The sequence below is a fragment of the Exiguobacterium sp. s143 genome (genome assembly GCF_018618895.1).
GTDB lineage: Bacteria > Bacillota > Bacilli > Exiguobacteriales > Exiguobacteriaceae > Exiguobacterium_A > Exiguobacterium_A abrahamii.
In genome coordinates, this window is sequence record NZ_JACSMX010000001.1 from 1,000,914 (window position 1) to 1,020,779 (window position 19,866).

17 protein-coding genes and 1 other annotated feature are annotated in these 19,866 nt (G+C 46.2%); of the genes, 9 read left to right on the top strand and 8 right to left on the bottom strand.

What is annotated here, in order from left to right; all coding sequences use genetic code 11:
- Positions 1-24 precede the first annotated feature (24 nt).
- The 4 genes from KNQ03_RS05400 to tpx form a co-directional block, all read right to left on the bottom strand.
- On the bottom strand, positions 25-630 hold the full coding sequence (locus KNQ03_RS05400; RefSeq protein ID WP_050678579.1) for a 3D domain-containing protein: 606 nt from the start codon (positions 628-630) through the stop codon (positions 25-27).
- Positions 631-934: 304 nt separating this feature from the next.
- Positions 935-2,146 carry an acetate kinase gene (locus tag KNQ03_RS05405; protein ID WP_050678580.1) on the bottom strand — a complete coding sequence of 404 codons (1,212 nt, stop codon included), beginning with the start codon at positions 2,144-2,146 and terminating at the stop codon, positions 935-937.
- A 120-nt stretch (positions 2,147-2,266) separates the two neighbouring features.
- Positions 2,267-3,175, bottom strand: a complete 909-nt coding sequence (locus tag KNQ03_RS05410) for a class I SAM-dependent methyltransferase (protein ID WP_023469052.1) — start codon at positions 3,173-3,175, stop codon at positions 2,267-2,269.
- Between the two features lie 100 nt (positions 3,176-3,275).
- Entirely contained in the window at positions 3,276-3,767 is a 492-nt protein-coding gene (gene tpx / locus KNQ03_RS05415; RefSeq protein WP_035396538.1) for a thiol peroxidase, read from the bottom strand.
- Between the two features lie 172 nt (positions 3,768-3,939).
- On the opposite strand from tpx, the gene KNQ03_RS05420 reads away from it, so the two are divergent.
- The gene (locus KNQ03_RS05420; RefSeq protein ID WP_023469054.1) at positions 3,940-4,755 is read left to right on the top strand and encodes an NAD kinase; all 816 of its coding nucleotides are present in this window, start codon (positions 3,940-3,942) and stop codon (positions 4,753-4,755) included.
- A 90-nt stretch (positions 4,756-4,845) separates the two neighbouring features.
- Positions 4,846-5,613, top strand: a complete 768-nt coding sequence (locus KNQ03_RS05425; RefSeq protein WP_214723798.1) for a MerR family transcriptional regulator — start codon at positions 4,846-4,848, stop codon at positions 5,611-5,613.
- Here the strand turns inward: KNQ03_RS05425 and KNQ03_RS05430 are convergent.
- Together KNQ03_RS05430 and ezrA are read right to left on the bottom strand one after the other, a co-directional pair.
- A complete protein-coding gene (locus tag KNQ03_RS05430; protein WP_214723800.1) occupies positions 5,605-7,164 on the bottom strand; it encodes an amidohydrolase in 1,560 nt (519 codons plus the stop codon). The two genes, KNQ03_RS05425 and KNQ03_RS05430, sit on opposite strands and share 9 nt — an antisense overlap.
- Before the next feature lie 67 nt (positions 7,165-7,231).
- Complete coding sequence (gene ezrA / locus KNQ03_RS05435; RefSeq protein WP_064299501.1) at positions 7,232-8,938, bottom strand: septation ring formation regulator EzrA; 1,707 nt, start codon at positions 8,936-8,938, stop codon at positions 7,232-7,234.
- A 223-nt stretch (positions 8,939-9,161) separates the two neighbouring features.
- Here ezrA and KNQ03_RS05440 point away from each other — a divergent pair, with 223 nt between their 5' ends.
- The 3 genes from KNQ03_RS05440 (at position 9,162) to KNQ03_RS05450 (ending at position 11,161) form a co-directional block, all read left to right on the top strand.
- A complete protein-coding gene (locus KNQ03_RS05440; protein WP_023469058.1) occupies positions 9,162-9,647 on the top strand; it encodes a GAF domain-containing protein in 486 nt (161 codons plus the stop codon).
- Positions 9,648-9,880: 233 nt separating this feature from the next.
- On the top strand, positions 9,881-10,480 hold the full coding sequence (gene rpsD, locus KNQ03_RS05445) for a 30S ribosomal protein S4 (protein WP_023469059.1): 600 nt from the start codon (positions 9,881-9,883) through the stop codon (positions 10,478-10,480).
- A gap of 153 nt (positions 10,481-10,633) precedes the next feature.
- Positions 10,634-11,161: a biotin transporter BioY gene (locus KNQ03_RS05450; protein WP_214723802.1), complete on the top strand. Its 528-nt coding sequence runs from the start codon at positions 10,634-10,636 to the stop codon at positions 11,159-11,161.
- Positions 11,162-11,207: 46 nt separating this feature from the next.
- Here the strand turns inward: KNQ03_RS05450 and tyrS are convergent, their stop codons facing one another.
- Positions 11,208-12,455: a tyrosine--tRNA ligase gene (gene tyrS / locus KNQ03_RS05455; protein ID WP_064299499.1), complete on the bottom strand. Its 1,248-nt coding sequence runs from the start codon at positions 12,453-12,455 to the stop codon at positions 11,208-11,210.
- 56 nt (positions 12,456-12,511) lie between these two features.
- Positions 12,512-12,718 (bottom strand) — a binding site (T-box leader).
- A gap of 148 nt (positions 12,719-12,866) precedes the next feature.
- On the opposite strand from tyrS, the gene KNQ03_RS05460 reads away from it, so the two are divergent.
- Positions 12,867-15,407 (top strand): transglycosylase domain-containing protein, encoded by a 2,541-nt coding sequence (locus KNQ03_RS05460; protein ID WP_133207620.1) that lies wholly within the window; start codon positions 12,867-12,869, stop codon positions 15,405-15,407.
- Positions 15,408-15,453: 46 nt separating this feature from the next.
- Here the strand turns inward: KNQ03_RS05460 and acsA are convergent, their stop codons facing one another.
- On the bottom strand, positions 15,454-17,157 hold the full coding sequence (acsA, locus tag KNQ03_RS05465; protein ID WP_035396511.1) for an acetate--CoA ligase: 1,704 nt from the start codon (positions 17,155-17,157) through the stop codon (positions 15,454-15,456).
- Positions 17,158-17,303: 146 nt separating this feature from the next.
- On the opposite strand from acsA, the gene KNQ03_RS05470 reads away from it, so the two are divergent.
- The 3 genes from KNQ03_RS05470 to KNQ03_RS05480 are packed head-to-tail and all read left to right on the top strand — an operon-like array spanning position 17,304 to position 19,777.
- The gene (locus tag KNQ03_RS05470; protein WP_149427723.1) at positions 17,304-17,936 is read left to right on the top strand and encodes a GNAT family N-acetyltransferase; all 633 of its coding nucleotides are present in this window, start codon (positions 17,304-17,306) and stop codon (positions 17,934-17,936) included.
- 18 nt (positions 17,937-17,954) lie between these two features.
- On the top strand, positions 17,955-18,587 hold the full coding sequence (locus KNQ03_RS05475; RefSeq protein WP_023469065.1) for an acetoin utilization AcuB family protein: 633 nt from the start codon (positions 17,955-17,957) through the stop codon (positions 18,585-18,587).
- Positions 18,584-19,777: an acetoin utilization protein AcuC gene (locus KNQ03_RS05480; protein ID WP_023469066.1), complete on the top strand. Its 1,194-nt coding sequence runs from the start codon at positions 18,584-18,586 to the stop codon at positions 19,775-19,777. Before KNQ03_RS05475 ends, KNQ03_RS05480 begins: the two co-directional genes overlap by 4 nt.
- Positions 19,778-19,866: the final 89 nt, after the last annotated feature.

Genomic DNA, 19,866 nt, shown 5'->3' on the forward strand with positions numbered 1-19,866 from the left:
GAACCAATGTCCGATGGTTTAAAATCATTTGTATTTTACTGTGACCGTACGACGACCCCAGTTGAATGCTTCTGAACGAGAGTAGTAAAGGATATCCATTTTCTTCCCTTTGATGGCACCGCCAGTATCAGCAGCTGTATACGTCCCTTTTAATTTCCCTTTGTAATACACTTTCACTGTCGAACGAAGTGGAATGACACGTGGATCAACCGCTACGACTTTCTTTTTCGAGCTTTTGATGTTCCAACCGATTGCTGTCAGATTACCACTACCTGGATCATACGGTGTGTAAGCTGTTGCGCTTACGTTCGTGATTGTTTTCCAACCACCTGTCGATTGTTTTTTCGAGCTACTTGATGTTACGACTTTCGAGTAGCTTGCGCTAAGGTAAGCTGTTTTGCCTTTGTAACTTACTTTATACCAGTTACCTGTTTTTGCTTTGTACGATAACGTTTGATTCTTATATAGAAGACCGAGCTTTTTCGAAGAAGTAGTAGCTTTCTGACGAATGACTAGGCTATCGACTGTTGACTTGACGCTTTTCTTAGTTGCAGCCTCTGCTTGAAGACCTGCGAACGAACTGAGTGCTAACACGACCGTTAAAACACTTGCGAGCATCCGTTTCATCATGTATTTTCTCCTCCATCATTGTTTCGTGTTTGTTAACTGAGATTAATATACATGACAAAACGAAGGAGTGCCGTTACATATAGACCACAAAAATATGTCTGTACTATTACTTTTATGTTACAAACGACTCATTTTTTTAAGAAATCGACCTTTTTCGGGTTTATTTTTACAAAGATGACGATTCATTTTTCGTTATATGACAAACATCGTAACAATAGATCGTATGTTCGTATATTCCCATCCTTAGATTTCATCAAAAAAAGGACTGAATCGTTGGAATAACGACTCAGTCCTTTTGAAACGATTATGCGTTTTGAGCAACTAATTCACCAACACGAACCGTGTCGCGTGCAATCATCAATTCCTCATTCGTTGGAATGATGATGACTTTAACTGGTGAGTGTGGGTAGTTAATGAAGAGTTCTTCTCCACGAGCTCCGTTGTTGAGTGATGGATCCCAGTAAACGCCCATGAATTCAAGACCACGTAAGACACGCTCACGGATTGAATCTGAGTTTTCTCCGACACCGGCTGTGAAGATGATCGCATCGACACCGTTCATCTCAGCAGCGTATTGCCCGATGTAACCGTGGATACGGTTCGCGAAGATACGGAGTGCCATCTCTGAACGATGGTTTCCTTCTTTAGCAGCCGTTTGGACATCACGCAAGTCACTTGAAAGACCTGAGAGACCGTAGATTCCAGACTCTTTGTTCATGACGTTCAAGACGTCTTCTGCTGTTTTCCCTGTTTTCTCCATCAAGAATGGAATCAACGCTGGGTCAAGTGAACCAGAACGTGTTCCCATCGTGATCCCTTCAAGCGGTGTGAAGCCCATCGTCGTATCGATTGATTCGCCACCCGAAACTGCTGCGATCGATGCTCCGCTACCTAAGTGACACGAGATCAAACGGAGGTCTTTTAACGGACGACCGAGTAATTCAGATGCACGTTCCGTAACGTATTTGTGGCTCGTACCGTGGAAACCATATTTACGGATACCGTATTCTGTATAGTAATCATACGGCAAGCTGTAAAGGAAGTTTTCTTCTGGCATCGTTTGGTGGAACGCCGTATCGAAGACTGCCACTTGTGGTACTTCCGGAAGCAATGCTTGGAATGCCCGGATTCCGATCAAGTTTGGTGGAATGTGAAGTGGTCCGAGCTCTGTGTACGACTCGATATCGTGCATGACTTCATCTGTAATCAATACAGAGTCTGCATATTTTTCTTTACCATGAAGCACACGGTGTCCAACACCTTTAATCTCATCGTAAGACGAGATGATTCCGAACTCCATTAATTTTTCGAGTGACAACTCGACTGCTTCTTTATGTGTTGCAAGTGGGAGGACATCTGTATACTTTTGTCCTTCACCATATTTGATCGTAAAGATTGCATCGTCTTTACCGACGCGTTCAACGAGTCCGACTGCGATCATCGTTTCGTTCGGCATTTCGAGCAATTGGAACTTCAAAGACGAACTACCTGCGTTTACCGCCATAATTTTTGCCATGATTTTTCCCCTTTTCCATTTGAATCCAATGAACATTCACATCTGTTTAGGTTTTCTTCTATTTCTGTTCTACAACTAGAATAGTCAAATTAACGACAGATTTCAATCACTTTGCGTAATTCATTTTAATTCTGTGTTAATCCATTCATCAATCTGTTTCACCATACCACCAAACGCGCGGGCATCTGTGAACGATGGCAACTCAGCAAGCAATGCTTGTTTTGGCATCTTCATACCGGCTAAATGATTACGGACGATCAAATAACTTTTTGCTGCCTGTTCTTGTTTGAACATCGTGAGCGGCAACTGCAAAATACCGATGACATGCGCTTTGGATTCGAAGTACTGTTTCAACTTCCCTTCCGTATCATGCTGGAAAAGACCGTTCGGGATGACGAAGACACCGAATCCACCTGGTTTGACGTATTGCATCGCTTGTTCAATCAACAAGAAATGACTGTAGCTCATGCCTTCGTCTCGTTTCAAGATGTAAGAAGCGGCAGCCTCTTCATCCGGATAATAACCGACAGGAAGATCAGCCATCGCAAGATCAACTGGATCTAACAATAATGGTCGTAACGCATCTTGATGGGTATACGTGACTGGATAGTCGAGTAATTCCGTTACCGCTGCCGATAAACGAATCAATGTCTCATCCACCTCGACCGCCTCAGCAGATGTACCTGTCGAAAGTTGACTTAAGACAGCATGTAACATGCCACCTGTCCCACTCCCCAACTCAAGTAGTCGGATGTCCTCCTTACCTACCAATTTCCCGATTAGATAACCAGCAAACAAAGCGACGCTATCTGGCGTCGGCAAATGGTTCGGTTGCGCTTGTTTCATCCCTTCTAGAATAGCAAGCGATACTGCCTTCCGAATGACTTCTTTGTCTACATTTTCAGTATGACGATCGTTCAATCGATCAATCACCGTCGTCAACGCTTCTAAATAGGGCATATCAAGATCACGTTCAATTTGTTTTGTTTGACGTGTTAATTCCTTATATAACTTTTCTAACGGCTCCATGTACGTCATCCTCTCCAAAACGAAACGGCCCCCCGTAGAGCGGGAGCCGTTTCTATCATTAGTTCCATTGTAACGCTTCAGCGGCGTTTGTAAACCATTCTTACTTCGCTTCACGTGCTGCAGCGAGTGCTGCTTCGAAATTGACTTCGTCTGTTGATTCTTCAAGATATTCAACGTACGTAATCTCGTTGTTTGAATCAAGAACGAAAACAGAACGGGCAAGCAGGCGTAATTCTTCGATGGCTACGCCATACTGTGTACCGAATGAAAGATCACGGTGATCAGACAACGTCACGACTTGATCGAGACCGCTTGATGCGCACCAGCGACGTTGTGCGAATGGAAGGTCGTTTGAAACCGTCATGACCGTCACACCTTCGATTGTTGCTGCTTCTTCATTGAATTTACGTGTTTGCGCATCACAAACGCCTGTATCGATCGATGGGACGACGCTGATGATCCGGACACCTTGATATGTATCACGTGTTACCGGTGATAAGTCGTTAGCTAACACTTGAAAGTCAGGTGCTGTTTGTCCGACTTGAACCGCTGTTCCTTGAAGTGTGATTGGATTTCCTTTAAACGTTGCCATTATGAATTCCCCTTTTCCCCTGATTGGATATACTATATTTTCTATTTAACTATAGGAATGATCCGCGAAGATGGCAAGCATTCTGCCATAATTGATGGACTTCAGTACCCGTCTTTCTAAAAAACAGGTATAATGAAAGAGTTCATGAAACGCTTTCAAGGGGGAATTGACCATGGCTCGAAATAATGTCTACCTGTACTACCGAAATACACAAAGACACGAGACGCAGGTGCGAAAGTTGATTGATGTCGGTACACGATACGGACTGAACGTCGTCCAAGATCACCGACAAGCAAACATCATCGTCTCGATTGGTGGAGATGGGGCTTTCTTGCAAGCGGCACGCTTCACAGGTTTCCGTGATGATGCGATCTATGTTGGATTCGCTGAAGGACCAAACTCGTTCTACTGTGATTTTGATATCAATGATCTTTCTGCGGTCGAAGCCATCTTTAAAGAGACAGGCAACCGTGTCTCCGATGGTGAAATCGAAGTACGTCGTTATCCACTGCTCGAAGCATCCATCAACGGTGGACCACCGATGCTCTGTCTGAACGAATGTTCCGTGAAGTCGAGCATCATCAAATCACTCGCAATCGAAGTCTATATCGACGACTTCCTGTTTGAGACATTCCGCGGGGACGGAATGGTCATCTCAACACCAACGGGCTCTACGGCTTATAATAAGTCACTCTCTGGTGCGATCGTCGATCCATTGATTCACTGTCTTCAAGTCAGCGAAATTGCTTCCGTCAACAACAACCGGTACCGGACACTCGGTTCTGCTTTCCTACTGAACCGTGGACGGAAACTTTCGTTACGCATCATCGAGGACGGAAACGACTATCCGATCATCGGGATGGATAACGAAGCACTCAGTCTCACACGAACAGATTCAGTCGATATCCAGCTTTCTGAAAAAGAACTGAAAACCGTCAAATTGACGAACAATACATTTTGGCATAAGATTCAACGCTCGTTCTTATGACAATAAAAAAATCTGCCTCCTCGGGGCAGATTTTTTTATTGCGTCTTCCGTTACGTCACCCTTTATACTCCAATCAAAGGAGGTACACAAATGATGTATTCCACTCAGGAAATCGCCAAACTGACCGGCGTCACAAAACGAACACTCTATCATTATGAGACGATCGGTCTCCTCGTGCCAAAGCGTACCAATGCTGGTCACCGAAGTTACAGCAGAGAGGATCTTTTACGTTTACAACAAATCCTGCTCTACCGCTCTCTTGATTTCCCACTGTCAGAAATCCAAAGATTACTCACGCAATCTGATTCCAATCATCATACGACACTGAAAAAGCAGATTGCACTCCTTCAAAAAAAAGCTTCGCATTATCAAATGCTTGCTCGACTCGCTGAACAGACATTACTCACCTTAAAAGGAGGAATTCCGATGAAAGACGAACAATTATTCCGCGGTTTGCGTCACGAAGAGATCGTTACGCATGAAAAGCAACATGCAGATGAAGTTCAAAAACACTATGGCGACACAGACGCTTATCGAATCAGTGCAAAAAGACAACAACAACGAAAGCCGAAAGAGAAAGAACAACTGAGCAGCATGCATAAGCAACTCGATCAGCGCTTGACGACCCTTTACCGCGAAGGGCACGCGACGACGGATCCAGACGTTCAACAAGTCGTCAAAGAACAACATGATTTCATCGATACGTATTATTACCCGTGCGCATTATCTCTCTTTGCCTCACTCGGTCAGATGTATGTGTCTGACGAACGATTCCGTGCCTATTACGATGCGTATGCCCCCGGACTATCCACGTTCTATTCGGAAGCTATTTCACACTATACGCAAACATCACACTAACGCGGCTTCCGCCTGATAAACGGTTTTTCCAGCTTGGACCGTCTCGACCAAACGGTTATTCAAGATGGCTTCCCCACGCAAGCGATAGAAGTCTTCTTCAAAGATGACGAAGTCGGCATCATAGCCTGGTAAGAGCAATCCTTTTCGACCGTGTGTTTCCGTCGCGAGATGTGGATTTTTCGTAAAGAGCAACAAGGCTTCAAACATCGATAACGTCTCGTTCGTCTTATTGACACGCCCTGCCGTTCCTTCCGTCGCTGCATAAAGCGACCGTCGGACATCGGGGTCAGAGATCGGCGCATCTGCTCCGCCGCACAACAGTGCGCCGGTCTCAGCTAACGAACGTAAACGATAACTCCAGTCTAAGCGGTTCAAGCCGAGTCGATCGACGATGAAGTCGGCGTCATCTAGTAAAAAGACTGGTTGAACGTCAATCAAGACCGGTAACTTCCGAATTCGCGCAAGCGTTTCTGGTCGGACGACCGTCGCATGAATGATGCGATCTCGTTTCCCTTTTGGTGCCGGATACTTCTCGAGCACCTGTACGAACCGCTCGATCGCTAAATCACCGATGACATGTGCCGCGACTGTGAACCCGTAACTACGTGCGCGTTTGACGAGTTGTTCGAGTTGTTCTGGCGTATGCACTTCGATACCACGTGTCGTCGGATCATCGGAATAACCACGACCGAGAAGAGCTGTTCGTCCTCCGAGCGCGCCGTCGACGAACAGTTTCATCGCACCGATTGACATCGTTGACGGTAAAGTAGGTTGTTGTTGTACGAACTCATCGATGACAAGATGATGCACGAGCAGATGCGTATGGAAGCCTGTCTCTTGCGTCACTTCCTTATAAGCTTGCAAGATGTCCGCGACATCCCCGTGATACGACAAGTCTTCTGTGTGTGCCGCAATGATGCCATATTGGTATAAGCTCTTAATCGCTGACCGAAGGGACGCTTTATTCCGCTCCAAGTTTCCAGCTTGTAACGCATATAAAGGTTCAAGCGCCGCATCGTACAAGAATCCGTCAGCTTCTCCATTATCCGATAAACCGACCTTTCCACCTTCGATGACAGTCGACGCTTTATATCCGAGCTGTTGGAATAAGACATCGTTGACAAGTGCTGTATGCCGGTCTGTTCGTTTCAACAAGGCAGGTGCGTCAGGGAACAACTGATTGAGCCACGCCTTCGTCGGTGCACGATCAAGCTTCGTTTCGTCATAGCCTTCTGCCACATGGATTCCATTGACTGGTTCCGCCTTGAGAAAAGCTTGTCCTAACGCTTCAAGCGTCGTATAACGCGAGGCATCGACACGATTGATCGCTTCCCCGTAACCGATCAGATGAATATGCGCATCTGTAAAGGCTGGATATACAGCTTTTCCGTTCAAATCGTAAATCTGATCAATACGTCTACCGAAACGGCGGCGTAGCTTTCCTTCCTCCCCCATCGCGATGATCCGCGTTTTCTCGACGAACATCGCTGAATGGACATCCTCTTCGTGTGCCATCGTGCGAATCAATCCGTTTACGTATAGTGTTCCCATTCCACTCACTCCTCTTTTTACAAAAATAGGGTGACCATGACGGTCACCCTGAATTGTCGATCCTGATTTAAACGTGCAATGTTTCTTCTGGTGCACACGACCGTTTAATACGTTCGATCGCGGCCGGATCGTATTCATTTAGGACACGTTCCGCTAAGACAATCGTTCGTTCATAGTCTCCCGCTAAGAACTTCGTTTCCGCGATCGTCAGCGACATATGTATCTCGTTGTCGTGGCGACGGTACCGGTTCGCATACTGGACGAGCCGTTCGGCATACGTGACTTCGAACACTAATGTATCTAACCGTTCTTGCACATGTTTAAACGTTTCTTGGACGTCTTGACTTTGTGCGACGATCGATCGAACGTTAAACGGTAACTCCTCTAACCGTGTTTCAAGCGTCTGCAGTGAACGATTCGCATTTCGAAGCGCTTCTTCCACCTCAGCCGGTAAGTTCGGTAATCCGAGTCGTTTTAGACGGAGACGTGTTTGCGACAGCTGATGACGCCATTCGACGATTCGTTCGCGAACTTCCGTCTCTTCTTTTCGAAGTGCCTGGAGTTCGACCGTAAAGCGTTCGTACTGAATCATCAACTGTTCTTCGAGGCGAATCGCATCGCGCATCTGATCTTCGAGCATACTGAACGGGATGATTTTTCCGGCAATCGACTCATCGAGATCTTTTGCTGCTTCAAAGAGCAGCTCTTCGTCACGCTGAATCGTTTCATAGTGAATCCCTAAATCTGCTGAGATTTCATATTTTTCACGTAAGATACTGAACTCTTGTGCCAATTGATGAATCCGTTCACGCATCCGTAGCGCTTTTTGTTTCAAGAATTGGTTTTCTTTTTTCACTTGATGACGCGCATCGACCTCACGACGGAACGTATCATACATTTGATCCACATCGGCCGATAACTGTTGAATCGCCTCTTCCAAACCATCGACTTCTAGCATTTCGATTTTTTCAGAAAGGCTCAGACGTTGTTCCTCGAACCGTTTGATCTCGGATTGGAGACCGAGTGGTTCAAGTGGATACCCATCTAACGACATTTCCTTATAGCCTGCTCCGAGCTGATCAATCCGTTGACGTAATTCATGAGCAAGAATCTTCCATTGTTTCGGTACAAGTTCGACGAGTTGACGCGTCGTTGCTACTTCTTGCTCGAGTAGCAAGCTTGTTTCATACGCCTTCGTCACTTCACCTGAAGCTTCGTACTGACACATCTCATTCCAGTGCGCATCGATTTGTTCACTCCGTTCTTCGAGACGCGCAAGCGCCGGACCGAATGAGTTCGCTTGAATCAATAATGATTTCCGAACTTGCCCTGAATCGGCTTCCCCTTGCGCTTTCAGTTCGGCTAGAACCGATTGATTCGTTTTGAACGTCGACATCTCGACGAGCATCTCATCGATCAACCCTTCGAGTTCCGCAATCAATTGTTCCGTTACTTCGAGGTCATTCTTGACGGCGATGAAACGATATTTATCGAGCGCTTCCTCCGCCCGGTAAAGGGTCTCATCGATTTGGGCGACGTGGACCGTTAATAACTCTTCCCACGCTTGATGCCAGGAGCTGAACTTCGTCTCCGTCTCACCCGCCATCGGTAGTTGCTTTAAGTCCTGCAACTCCTTTGGAATCGATGCACTGACGATGCCTTGTTTGCGCATATCAAGTTCATCGATTTTCGTGTAGTATTTTTTTCGACTGATCATGCTAAATAGCATGACGAGTAATACGATGACGATGACTCCGATCACCCATGCCCACATTTGTCACGACCTCCACTCTGTCCTACGACTTTAGATTTTCTCTAAATCGCAATAATCTTATCCTTATAATAGTATAGCGCAACCGTTTTGCATAGATTTACAAGGGCTTTTCCTGATTTCTTCCGCTGTTTTGAATCCTTTTTCCAAAAATCAATTGTTTGTCAGCTACGCGAAAACTCGTTAAACTAAAAAAAATACGCTTTTTACGGGAGGAATTTTTATTATGTTCGAAACAAAGACATATGAAGGTGACCGGACGAAACAATACGACATGCTCTCAAAACAACTCGATGCGCTATTAATGGGAGAAGACAATCAAGTTGCAAACTTATCGAATGCGAGCGCGTTGCTCAACCAGTTCCTCGACCGTATCAACTGGGTCGGCTTCTATTTGACGGATACGGAGCAAAACCAACTCGTCCTCGGACCGTTCCAAGGACTTCCAGCATGCGTCCGTATTCCATTTGGTCGTGGTGTCTGCGGAACGTCCGCAGCAGAACAGACGACACAACGAATCGAAGATGTGCATCAGTTCCCAGGTCACATCGCATGTGACGCAGCTTCGAATTCAGAAATCGTCATTCCACTCGTCAAAGACGGACAAACGATTGGTGTCCTCGATATCGACAGCCCAGAATTCAACCGTTTCGACGAAGTCGATCAAGCTGGTCTAGAAGCATTCTGTACGACACTGCTTCGCCATCTGTAATTCTGATTGACAGTCGATTGTCCACACCGTATACTTGTAAAAGTGCAGAAATGATAACGATAGCGGTCAAATCGCTTACGTATCACATTTCATGACTCGGTGAATAACCGGAGGGGCATCGTGTAACTTTGCTATCAAGCGAGGGTGCCACATCATGAAATGGGCGTAATGTGGGTTTGATGGCGTTATTATTTTTATGCAAATAATAACGAACAATAAGGAGGAGTCTTATTATGGCTCGCTATACAGGTCCAGCTTGGAAACTCTCACGTCGTCTCGGTATCTCACTTACTGAAACAGGAAAAGAAATCGCAAAACGCCCTTACGCACCAGGTCAACACGGTAACAGCCGTCGTAAAGTATCTGAGTACGGTCTTCAACTTCAAGCGAAGCAAACACTTCGTCACATGTACGGAGTAAACGAACGCCAATTCAACCGTATCTTCAACGATGCTGGCAAAATGCCTGGTATCCACGGTGAGAACTTCATGTTCTTACTCGAAGCACGTCTTGATAACGTCGTTTACCGTATGGGTATGGCTCGTACACGTCGTGCTGCTCGTCAGCTCGTCAACCACGGTCACATCCAAGTTGATGGACAACGCGTTGATATCCCATCATTCCGCGTGAAACCAGGTCAAACGATCTCAGTTCGCGAAAAATCGAAGAACTTTGTCGTTATCAAAGAAGCACTCGAAGTTGCTCCAGCAACTAAAGACTTCGTTACTTTCGATGCTGAGAAGCTCGAAGGAACGTTCGTCCGTCTTCCTGAGCGTTCTGAATTGAACGATCAAATCCAAGAACAACTCGTCGTCGAGTACTACTCACGTTAATCGATTGTTCCAGCACTCACTTCGGTGGGTGCTTTTTTTATGCCTATGACTAAAATGTATACCTGGTCTTAAAAAAAGAGTGACGTCATTCATTCGTTTGTGTTAACCTTTAAATATACATAGTTAACACAAACAGAAAAGAGGACTTCATTTATGAAAACAAGAGATTTAACATTCGTCGCCCTTGGTGCTGCCATCATCGCAGCCGTCAGTTCTTTGCCACAAATTCAACTTGTCGGCGCTGTTCCGATCACGCTCCAGATGCTCGCGATCATGACGGTCAGCGCGATTCTCGGCGGAAAACGTGGTGGACTCGCTGTCTTAATCTTCTTATTACTCGCAGCAGCTGGTCTACCGGTGCTTGGCGGAAAAGGCGGACTAGCCCCATTCGTCGGACCAACCGTTGGTTATTTGATTGCCTTTCCGATTGCTGGATTCTTCATCGGTCTTGTTGCTGAAAAAACGCGTCGCTTCGTTCCCCTCTTCATCGGGATGATCGTCTTTGGTCTTGGTTTAGTCTACTTGCTTGGAACATTTGGTCTAATGGCTGTACTCGATCTATCGTTCAAAGATGCTTTTGCGATTAACTATCCTTTCGTCTTATGGGATACGATCAAAGCTGTCATTGCCACGACGATTGCCGTTCGCTTGTTGCCACTCCGTTTATTCCGAACAGCTTAAAAAAAACGCTCTCTGCATCTAAGTGCAGGGAGCGTTTCGTATATCATCAAGCATGCTCGACGACGAAGTATTTTTTCTTTCCGCGACGTACGATCGTAAAGCGACCGATTGCATCAGCTTCCGTGATTTCTTTCGTTAAATCTTGCTCGCGTTCTCCGTTTAGGTAGATTGCACCGTTCGTGACGTCTTCACGTGCTTGACGTTTTGACGGACTGATCTTCGCCTCAACGAGAACGTCGACGAGGTTTGTCGCTTCACCGAGTGTAAAGCGCGGCATTCCTTTGAACGCATCTTCGATATCTTCGACTTGCAACGATTTAATATCTCCACTAAAGAGTGCTGTCGTAATACGTTGTGCTTGTGTCAGACCTTCTTCACCATGGACGAGAACGGTCATCTCTTCTGCGAGACGACGTTGCGCGACACGCTTCTCTGGTGCTGCCTTGACTTCTTCTGCGAGCGCGTCGAGTTCTTCGTGCGTTAAGAACGTGAAGTATTTCAAGAACTTGATGACGTCAAGATCGTCAACGTTGAACCAGAATTGGTAGAACTCGTACGGTGACGTTTTGTCAGCGTCTAACCAAACCGCACCACCTGCTGTCTTACCGAATTTTTGACCGTCTGCTTTTGTAACAAGCGGTACCGTCAAACCGAATGCTTTTTCTTCATGACCCGCACGACGAATCAATTCCATCCCTGCTGTGATGTTCCCCCATTGGTCACTTCCTCCGACTTGAAGGCGGCACCCTTTGTCTTCGTAGAGTTTCAAGAAGTCAAACGATTGAAGTAACATGTATGAGAACTCAGTGAATGAGATCCCGTTTTGAAGGCGTGAGTCAACAGAATCTTTCGCAAGCATGTAGCTGACCGGGAAGTGTTTTCCGATATCGCGTAAGAAATCGATGATCGTCAAATCTTTCGTCCAGTCCAGGTTATTGGCGATCGTGACCGGGTTCTCCCCTTCAAGCGGTAAGAAACGTGACAACTGGCCCTTAATCCGATTCGCGAACTCTTCGACGATATCCGATGTATTCAACGAACGTTCTGTTGCGCGACCACTCGGGTCTCCGATCATTCCCGTTGCTCCACCAACGAGACCTACGACATGGTGACCTGCTTGTTGGAATCGCTTTAAGACTAAGATCGGCAACAAGTGTCCGATATGCAACGAATCTGCTGTTGGATCAAAGCCTGTGTAAAGCGTCGTTGGTGTCTCGAGTAATGTCTTCAATCCTTCTTCATCCGTCATTTGGTTAATTAAACCGCGAAATTCTAAATCCTCTAGTAACGTCATTGTGTCTCCTCCTAAAGTTCACTTTTAACAATAAAAAACCGCCCCTTCGTCTAAGACGAAGGGACGGAAGATTCCGTGGTACCACCCTGATTGCCCTTTACATAAAAGGACCACTTGGTTCGTCGATAACGGGACGGACCGCTTGATTTCTCAAGAAACTCCTGGAAGCGTAATTCGTAAGTTCACTGTGTCCTAGTTCGCAGCACCACTAGGTCTCTGTCACAGGGAGTGACTTACTACTGTATTCCGATCACTGTTTAACGTAGTATATGAAAATAAGATGGTTTCATGATACGTCGAAGACGAATCCGCTGTCAAGTCCGATTTCACTGGTGGATTTATGGTATAATACGTCTATCTGTGATTTAATATTAATTTACACCTAAGTTTAAGATGCAAAGGAGATCATTTATGCGCGAGAACTGGTTCAAGTTTTGGAATCACCCCCGGACGAAAGCCGTTCGGCACTGGTCGAATATCACATACGATGTTTCGTGGAACATCATTTTATTCCTCATCATAGCAGTCCTTCTCATCGGCAGCTTCTCTGTCGGAGCGGCTGGAGGATATTTCGCTTCCCTCGTCAAAGATACGAAAGCACCACCTTTGACTGAGATGAAACAAGAAGTGAACAGTTATGCGGTGACAAGTCAAATTTATTGGGGAAGTGGCGAAAAGCTGACGAACATCTCAACGGATGAAGAACGTCAGCCGGTTGATATCAAGAATATCTCCCCTTATTTAATTGATGCGCTTCTATCAACGGAAGACGTAGATTTTTATCAACATGATGGAGTCGTTCCAAAAGCAACTTTACGAGCAGTCTTACAAGAATTGACGAATTCAGCGTCACGCACCGGCGGAAGTACGCTGACACAACAATTAATTAAAAACCAAATCCTGACGAACGAAGTTTCATTCGAACGGAAAGCAAAAGAGATCATCTTAGCGCTCCGCCTTGAAAATGCGATGTCAAAAGATGAAATTTTACAGGCATATTTGAATGTCGTCTCATTCGGACGAAATTCACTCGGGCGTAACATCGCCGGTATCGAAGCTGCCTCCCAAGGGGTCTTCAACAAATCAGCGAAAAAACTGACGTTACCACAAGCAGCTTTCCTCGCTGGTATTCCGAAAAACCCTTACTACTACACACCTTATCTACAAGGCGGTGTCGTCAAAAAGGACTTGACGCCAAGTGTCAATCGGATGAAGACCGTGTTGAAGCGAATGTATGTCGCAAAAAACATTACGAAAGAACAATATGAAAAAGCAATCAAACACGACATCACGAAAGACTTCGCGAAACAGTCGAAACGTTCGCGTGACACGTATCCGTATGTCTATGATTTAGCAGAACGTGAAGCGACGAAGATCATGACGAAGTACTTGATGAAACAAGATGGTGTGAAAGAAGACGAAGTCAAACCGTCTGAACTGGCAGAAGTCCGGGCAAACTATCAAGATCAAGCACTGGTTGCACTCCGTCAAGGTGGATACAAAGTTCACATGACGCTAGATAAAAAAATTCATGAATCGATGCAACAACCTGCGAAGAACAACGGGAACTTCCCTGGTGGCATGCAGTACAAACAAGTCGTCGATCCAAAAACGAAAAAAACCGTTTCGAAACAAGATCCAGAAGAAACAGCAGCAGTCATGGTTCAGAATGAGACGGGGCGTATCCTCGGATTCGTTGGTGGACGTTACCTTGATGGAAAAGCCGATGATTTTAACCGAGCATTCCAAGCGAAACGTCAAATCGGGTCAACGGCAAAACCAATTCTCGTCTACTCGAACGGGATTGAAAATCGTTTGATCACTCCGGCATCTACCGTCAATGATGAAGAGTACTACTACCAGACCGTACCACGTCAACCAGGTGATCGTCCGATCAAGAACGAAGGTGGACGTTATCGTGGAAACGTGACGGTTCGTACAGCACTTGAACTCTCATTGAACGTACCTGCCGTTAAGATTTACGAGAAGATGAACATGTCGAACTCGATTCAAAAACTCGTCGATATGGGTGTTGAAGTACCGGATGCGATTCGTTATGCTCCTTCGGCGGCACTCGGAACGATGGAGATTACACCGGTCGAACTTGCTGGTGCTTACGCGACACTCGCCAACTATGGTGAATTCGTGCAACCATACGTCATTTCGAAAATTACGAAAGACGGAAAAGATATCTATAAAGCAAAACCGAAGAAAAAACGAATTTATGAACCACGAACAGCTTACCTGACACTTGATATGATGCGTGGCGTCTTCTCAAAAGGCACAGCAACGTTTGCAAAAGATCGATTGAACGTTCCTGGAGATTGGGCTGGTAAGACAGGTACGACGAACGATGTCAAAGACTCTTACCTTGTCGGTTCCACTCCTGGTGTGACGCTTGCCGTTTGGACAGGACACGATCAGAACAACTCGCTCATCGGTCCAACGACCTATTACCAACGAACACAAACGCTGTGGTCACAAATGGCGAATGCGACGTATGCCGCGAACAGTAGTTACTTCAAATCCGGTGCCCGCTTCACACAACCATCTTCTGTAACAGCAAACGACTTCAAGAACAGTGGTCGCTTCAAAGAAGAAGATAAGAAGAAAAAAGCGGAAGAAGCAAAGAAAAAAGCCGAAGCGAAGAAAAAGAAAGAAGCAGAAGAAAAGAAAAAAGAAGCTGACGCACAGAAGAAAGAAGAGCAACAAAAAGAACAAGATCAGGCTAAAGAAAAAGCGGAAGCTGATGCTAAGAAAAAAGCAGCCGATGACGCCAAGCGTGCTGCCGATGCAAAAGCAAAAGCCGAAGCAGAGGCAAAAAAGAAAGCGGAAGCGGACGCTAAGAAACAAGAAGCTGATGCTAAGAAAAAAGAAGCAGAGGCGAAGAAACAGCAAGAACAACAGAAGAAACAAGATGAAAAGAAAAATGATGCTGCTTCTGAAAACTAACAAAAAGGATGAATCACCTGTCACGGTGATTCATCCTTTTTTACGTTCAATCTTCCATCGTCGACAAATCGCCTGTTTCAAGATTCAACTCCCATGCTTTCAGGACACGGCGCATGATTTTACCACTTCGTGTCTTCGGCAATTTATCCCGGAAATCGATTTCTCTCGGTGCCGCGTGAGCAGCCAGCCCCTCTTTGACGAATGCTTGGATTTCTTGTTTTAGTTCATCCGTCGGCTCGTAACCATCACGTAAGGCAATGAACGCCTTGATGATTTCACCGCGGACTGGATCTGGTTTCCCGATGACACCGGCTTCTGCGACAGCTGGGTGCTCGACGAGACGACTTTCGACCTCGAACGGACCAACCCGTTCTCCAGCCGTCATGATGACATCATCGACACGTCCTTGGAACCAGAAGTAACCTTCGTCATCCATATAGGCAGAATCCCCTGAGACATACCATCCTTTAAAGAAATACGATTCATATTTCTGCGGATTGTTCCAAATTTGACGCATCATCGATGGCCATGGTGTTTTTAAAGCAAGATTCCCCATCCGAAATGGCGGTAACTCATTTCCTTGATCATCAATGATCGCAGCCTGAGTTCCTGGAATCGGTTTCCCCATTGATCCCGGTTTGATGTCCATCGACTTGTAGTTACAAATCATCATCGCGCCCGTCTCCGTCATCCACCATGTATCATGGATCCGTTGATCAAAGGCTTCTTTCCCCCAACGAATGACTTCCGGGTTCAACGGTTCTCCGACAGACAATACATGACGAAGACTTGAGAGATCATGATGATTTGCAACATCCGCTCCTGCTCCCATCAACATCCGGAAAGCCGTTGGTGCGCTATACCAGACCGTTACCTTGTACTTCTCGATGACACTGTACCAGAAATCCGGATTGAACCGTCCACCGACGACGATGTTCGTCGCGCCATTCAAGAATGGTGCGAAGATACCGTAACTTGTTCCTGTGACCCACCCCGGATCAGCCGTACACCAGTAGACATCATCTTCTTGGAGATCAAGTACCCATCGGCCTGTCATTAAGTGCTGAATCATCGCATTTTGAACGTGGAGGACACCTTTTGGTTTCCCTGTCGATCCTGAAGTGTAGTGCAGGATCAATCCGTCTTCACGATCTAACCAGACCGGTTCGAATACATCGGATGCTTGCTCGAACGCTTTGCGGAAATCGAGTAATGTGTCCGATTCTTCGACATCTTCGTCGACAAGTACTACCTTTTCAAGTGATTCCAGTTCCCCAACTGGAACACGTGGGAGCAATGCCTTCGTCGTCACGAGTAACTTCGCTTCAGAATCAAGCAAGCGATCACGGACCGCTTGTTCCATGAATGCTTCAAATAACGGACCGACGATTGCGCCTACCTTCAGTGCGCCAAGCAAGGCAAAATACAATTCCGGTGAACGTGGCATGAAGATGAAAATACGGTCACCCGTTTTGACCCCTGCATCGACTAATACGTTTGCCGCTTTATTCGTCAATCGTTTCATATCTGCATATGTGAATCGTTGTTCCGTCGTTCCATCGAAATAGATCAGCGCATCCTTGTTCGCCCGCTCGCCTTCTGCGTGGCGGTCGATTGCTTCATGAGCCATGTTGACTTTCCCCGTTGTCGCCCATGAAAAGTACTGCTCAGCATCTTTCCAGTCGTACGTGTTCGTTTCATCATACTCTGCTAACCAATGCTTCCCCGGAAGCGCTTTCAAAACTTTCATGTCTCGTTCCTCCCCTTCTATGTTTTCCTCTTTATTATAAGCTAGTTATCCGTCAGTTCAATCCATTTGCCGTCAATTTGTTAAAAAATCCCTCTCTTTGCTCAAGCGCTTTCGTCTATAATGAATAGGAAGGTGGTGACGCTTACATGTTTGAAAAACAATTCAATCATCGGACGCATGAAACATCACTCGGTCCTGTTGACATCGAAGGTCCCGTACCGAGTCAAACACTAGCAATGTATACACTCGATTCAGGGTTGACGGCTTTTCGTCCACCCGCTGAACAACATCAAGCGCTCGTTGAGATTGCAGACCTTGAGGAAGGACGGATCATCGTCGCCCGTCAAGGAACGGAAATCATCGGTTATGTGACTTACTTATACCCTGATCCATACGAAACGTGGAGCGAAGGAAACAATCCGTACATCTTGGAACTCGGAGCGATCGAAGTCTCCTCTCGGTTTCGCGGACAACAGATCGGTAAAAAATTGCTTGAAATCTCTATGCTCGATCCAGCTATGGAACACTATTTGATTTTAACGACTGAATATTATTGGCATTGGGACTTAAAAGGGAGCGGACTATCGGTCTGGGATTACCGAAAAATCATGGAGAAGATGATGAACCATGGTGGTCTTGTCTTCTTCCCGACCGACGATCCGGAAATCGCCTCCCATCCTGCCAACTGCCTGATGGCGCGTATCGGAAAACACGTCTCACCTGAAGTCGTCGCTCATTTTGATGCGCTACGCTTGAGAAGACGTTTCATGTATGACTGAGCTCGAGGAGGAATCGTCATGTTAATCGAACAAATCATGAATACGACGTGCATCACGATGCAACCGACGAATTCCATCGCGCATGCGGTCGAACTCATGCAACGTCATCAGATTCGTCATGTTCTTGTCGTCAATGCCCGCCATGAACTCGTCGGTCTTGTCGGACTAAAGGAAATTCAAAGCGCAAGTAGTATCTTTCATCCGGATACGGCAAAACAAGACCTACAGTATCCGGTCTCAAGCATCATGATTGAAAGTCCTGTCACGGCTCACCCGCTCGATTTTCTCGAAGATGCGGCTGTGCTGTTTTATGAATATCGATTGACGTGTCTGCCAATCGTCCGCGGTCGACGCCTTGTCGGTGTCGTCACGGAAACGGATTTGTTGCGGACATTCGTTCAATTGACGGGTGCACTCGAACCAAGTTCTCAAATCGAAATCCGTGTTGAGAACACTGCTGGAACATTAGCAAAGATTGCCGCACTGCTTGCCAAAACGAATATCAATATCTTAAATGTACTCGTATATCCAACAGACGATCCGTATGTCCGGATCGTTGCGTTTCGTGTCCAGACGATGAATCCGATTCGGATCATCGAAAAGTTGCGCAAAGAAGGATTCGATGTACTTGGACCGGATGTGAGCAGATGAAGGATTTTGCCTATCTGTACAGTCCTGAAGAGGCGACTTATCGGTTTTCGGAGACACATCCATTCAATCCGATTCGCCTCGAATTAACGGTTTCTTTGCTTGAAGCGATGCATCAATTAGATGACATTCCTTGTATCGCGCCACGTCATGCGACTGATGAAGAATTGTCACTCGTTCATGATCAGGATTATATTGCTGCCGTCAAAGCAGCCGGGACCGGAGCATTAACGCCTCTGAAGGCACAGATGTATGGTCTTGGGACAGAAGACACCCCTTTGTTCCAGGGGATGCATTCGGGCGCTTCTCTCCTTGTCGGCGGCACGATCGAAGCATGTGACCTCGTCTTATCTGGTCAATATAAACGGACCTTTCATATCGGTGGCGGCTTGCATCACGGATTCCGTGGGCGTGCCTCTGGTTTTTGTGTCTATAACGATACCGCTGTCGCCATGGCAGCCATGATTGAAAAATATCACTGTAAAATTCTTTATGTCGATACGGACGCTCATCATGGCGATGGAGTACAATGGGCCTTTTATAATCGAAAGGACGTCATGACATTGTCTCTCCATGAGACGGGTCGCTACTTGTTTCCAGGAACGGGAATGGTGACGGAACGAGGGTCTGAAGAAGGATATGGATTTAGCTGGAACGTGCCACTGGACGCCTTTACGGAAGATGATTCGTTTTTACTCGCTTATGAGACGGCACTCTTTGAAGCCTGTGAATTGTTCCAACCGGATCTCATCATTACGCAAAATGGTGCCGATGCACACGCGCTTGATCCATTGACTCATTTATCCTTAACGATGAAAAGTTATGAGCAGATCCCTCAAATCGCCGTCGCTGCAGCAAATAAATATACGAATGGAAAAATCGTTGCTTTAGGAGGCGGTGGCTATGACTGGTATCGTGTCGTCCCCCGCGCGTGGAGTCAAGTTTTTGCTGCCATGACCGGACAAGCTCCGTTTCGTGGAGAGATTCCTACTTCATGGCAAGAACGTTGGAGTGGGCAAGAAACACCCCCACCAACACACTGGCATGATCCAACACCACTCTACCCCGCCATTCCGCGACGACCTGAAATCGAAGAAAAAAATTGGGAGACTGTTAAACGACTAATTTGGCCGTTCGTGAGCGATGAACGTAAGAAACAATTGACTGCGACTTCCCCTTACTCCGTTGATTAATCGACTTTATATCTTCACATTTATTTCGTTCGGAGTTCACAACTTGTTGCTATACTAAATATGGAATTTTTACTTAGTAAATGAATAAT

Bases quoted from the DNA above. Each gene is read 5' to 3' on its own strand.
- KNQ03_RS05400 (WP_050678579.1), bottom strand. From the start codon at position 630: ATGATGAAACGGATGCTCGCAAGTGTTTTAACGGTCGTGTTAGCACTC.
- KNQ03_RS05430 (WP_214723800.1), bottom strand. From the start codon at position 7,164: ATGGGAACACTATACGTAAACGGATTGATTCGCACGATGGCACACGAA.
- KNQ03_RS05450 (WP_214723802.1), top strand. From the start codon at position 10,634: ATGAAAACAAGAGATTTAACATTCGTCGCCCTTGGTGCTGCCATCATC.
- acsA (WP_035396511.1), bottom strand. From the start codon at position 17,157: ATGAAAGTTTTGAAAGCGCTTCCGGGGAAGCATTGGTTAGCAGAGTAT.
- tpx (WP_035396538.1), bottom strand. From the start codon at position 3,767: ATGGCAACGTTTAAAGGAAATCCAATCACACTTCAAGGAACAGCGGTT.
- rpsD (WP_023469059.1), top strand. From the start codon at position 9,881: ATGGCTCGCTATACAGGTCCAGCTTGGAAACTCTCACGTCGTCTCGGT.
- KNQ03_RS05460 (WP_133207620.1), top strand. From the start codon at position 12,867: ATGCGCGAGAACTGGTTCAAGTTTTGGAATCACCCCCGGACGAAAGCC.
- KNQ03_RS05480 (WP_023469066.1), top strand. From the start codon at position 18,584: ATGAAGGATTTTGCCTATCTGTACAGTCCTGAAGAGGCGACTTATCGG.
- KNQ03_RS05420 (WP_023469054.1), top strand. From the start codon at position 3,940: ATGGCTCGAAATAATGTCTACCTGTACTACCGAAATACACAAAGACAC.
- KNQ03_RS05410 (WP_023469052.1), bottom strand. From the start codon at position 3,175: ATGGAGCCGTTAGAAAAGTTATATAAGGAATTAACACGTCAAACAAAA.
- KNQ03_RS05425 (WP_214723798.1), top strand. From the start codon at position 4,846: ATGATGTATTCCACTCAGGAAATCGCCAAACTGACCGGCGTCACAAAA.
- KNQ03_RS05470 (WP_149427723.1), top strand. From the start codon at position 17,304: ATGTTTGAAAAACAATTCAATCATCGGACGCATGAAACATCACTCGGT.
- ezrA (WP_064299501.1), bottom strand. From the start codon at position 8,938: ATGTGGGCATGGGTGATCGGAGTCATCGTCATCGTATTACTCGTCATG.
- KNQ03_RS05475 (WP_023469065.1), top strand. From the start codon at position 17,955: ATGTTAATCGAACAAATCATGAATACGACGTGCATCACGATGCAACCG.
- tyrS (WP_064299499.1), bottom strand. From the start codon at position 12,455: ATGACGTTACTAGAGGATTTAGAATTTCGCGGTTTAATTAACCAAATG.
- KNQ03_RS05405 (WP_050678580.1), bottom strand. From the start codon at position 2,146: ATGGCAAAAATTATGGCGGTAAACGCAGGTAGTTCGTCTTTGAAGTTC.
- KNQ03_RS05440 (WP_023469058.1), top strand. From the start codon at position 9,162: ATGTTCGAAACAAAGACATATGAAGGTGACCGGACGAAACAATACGAC.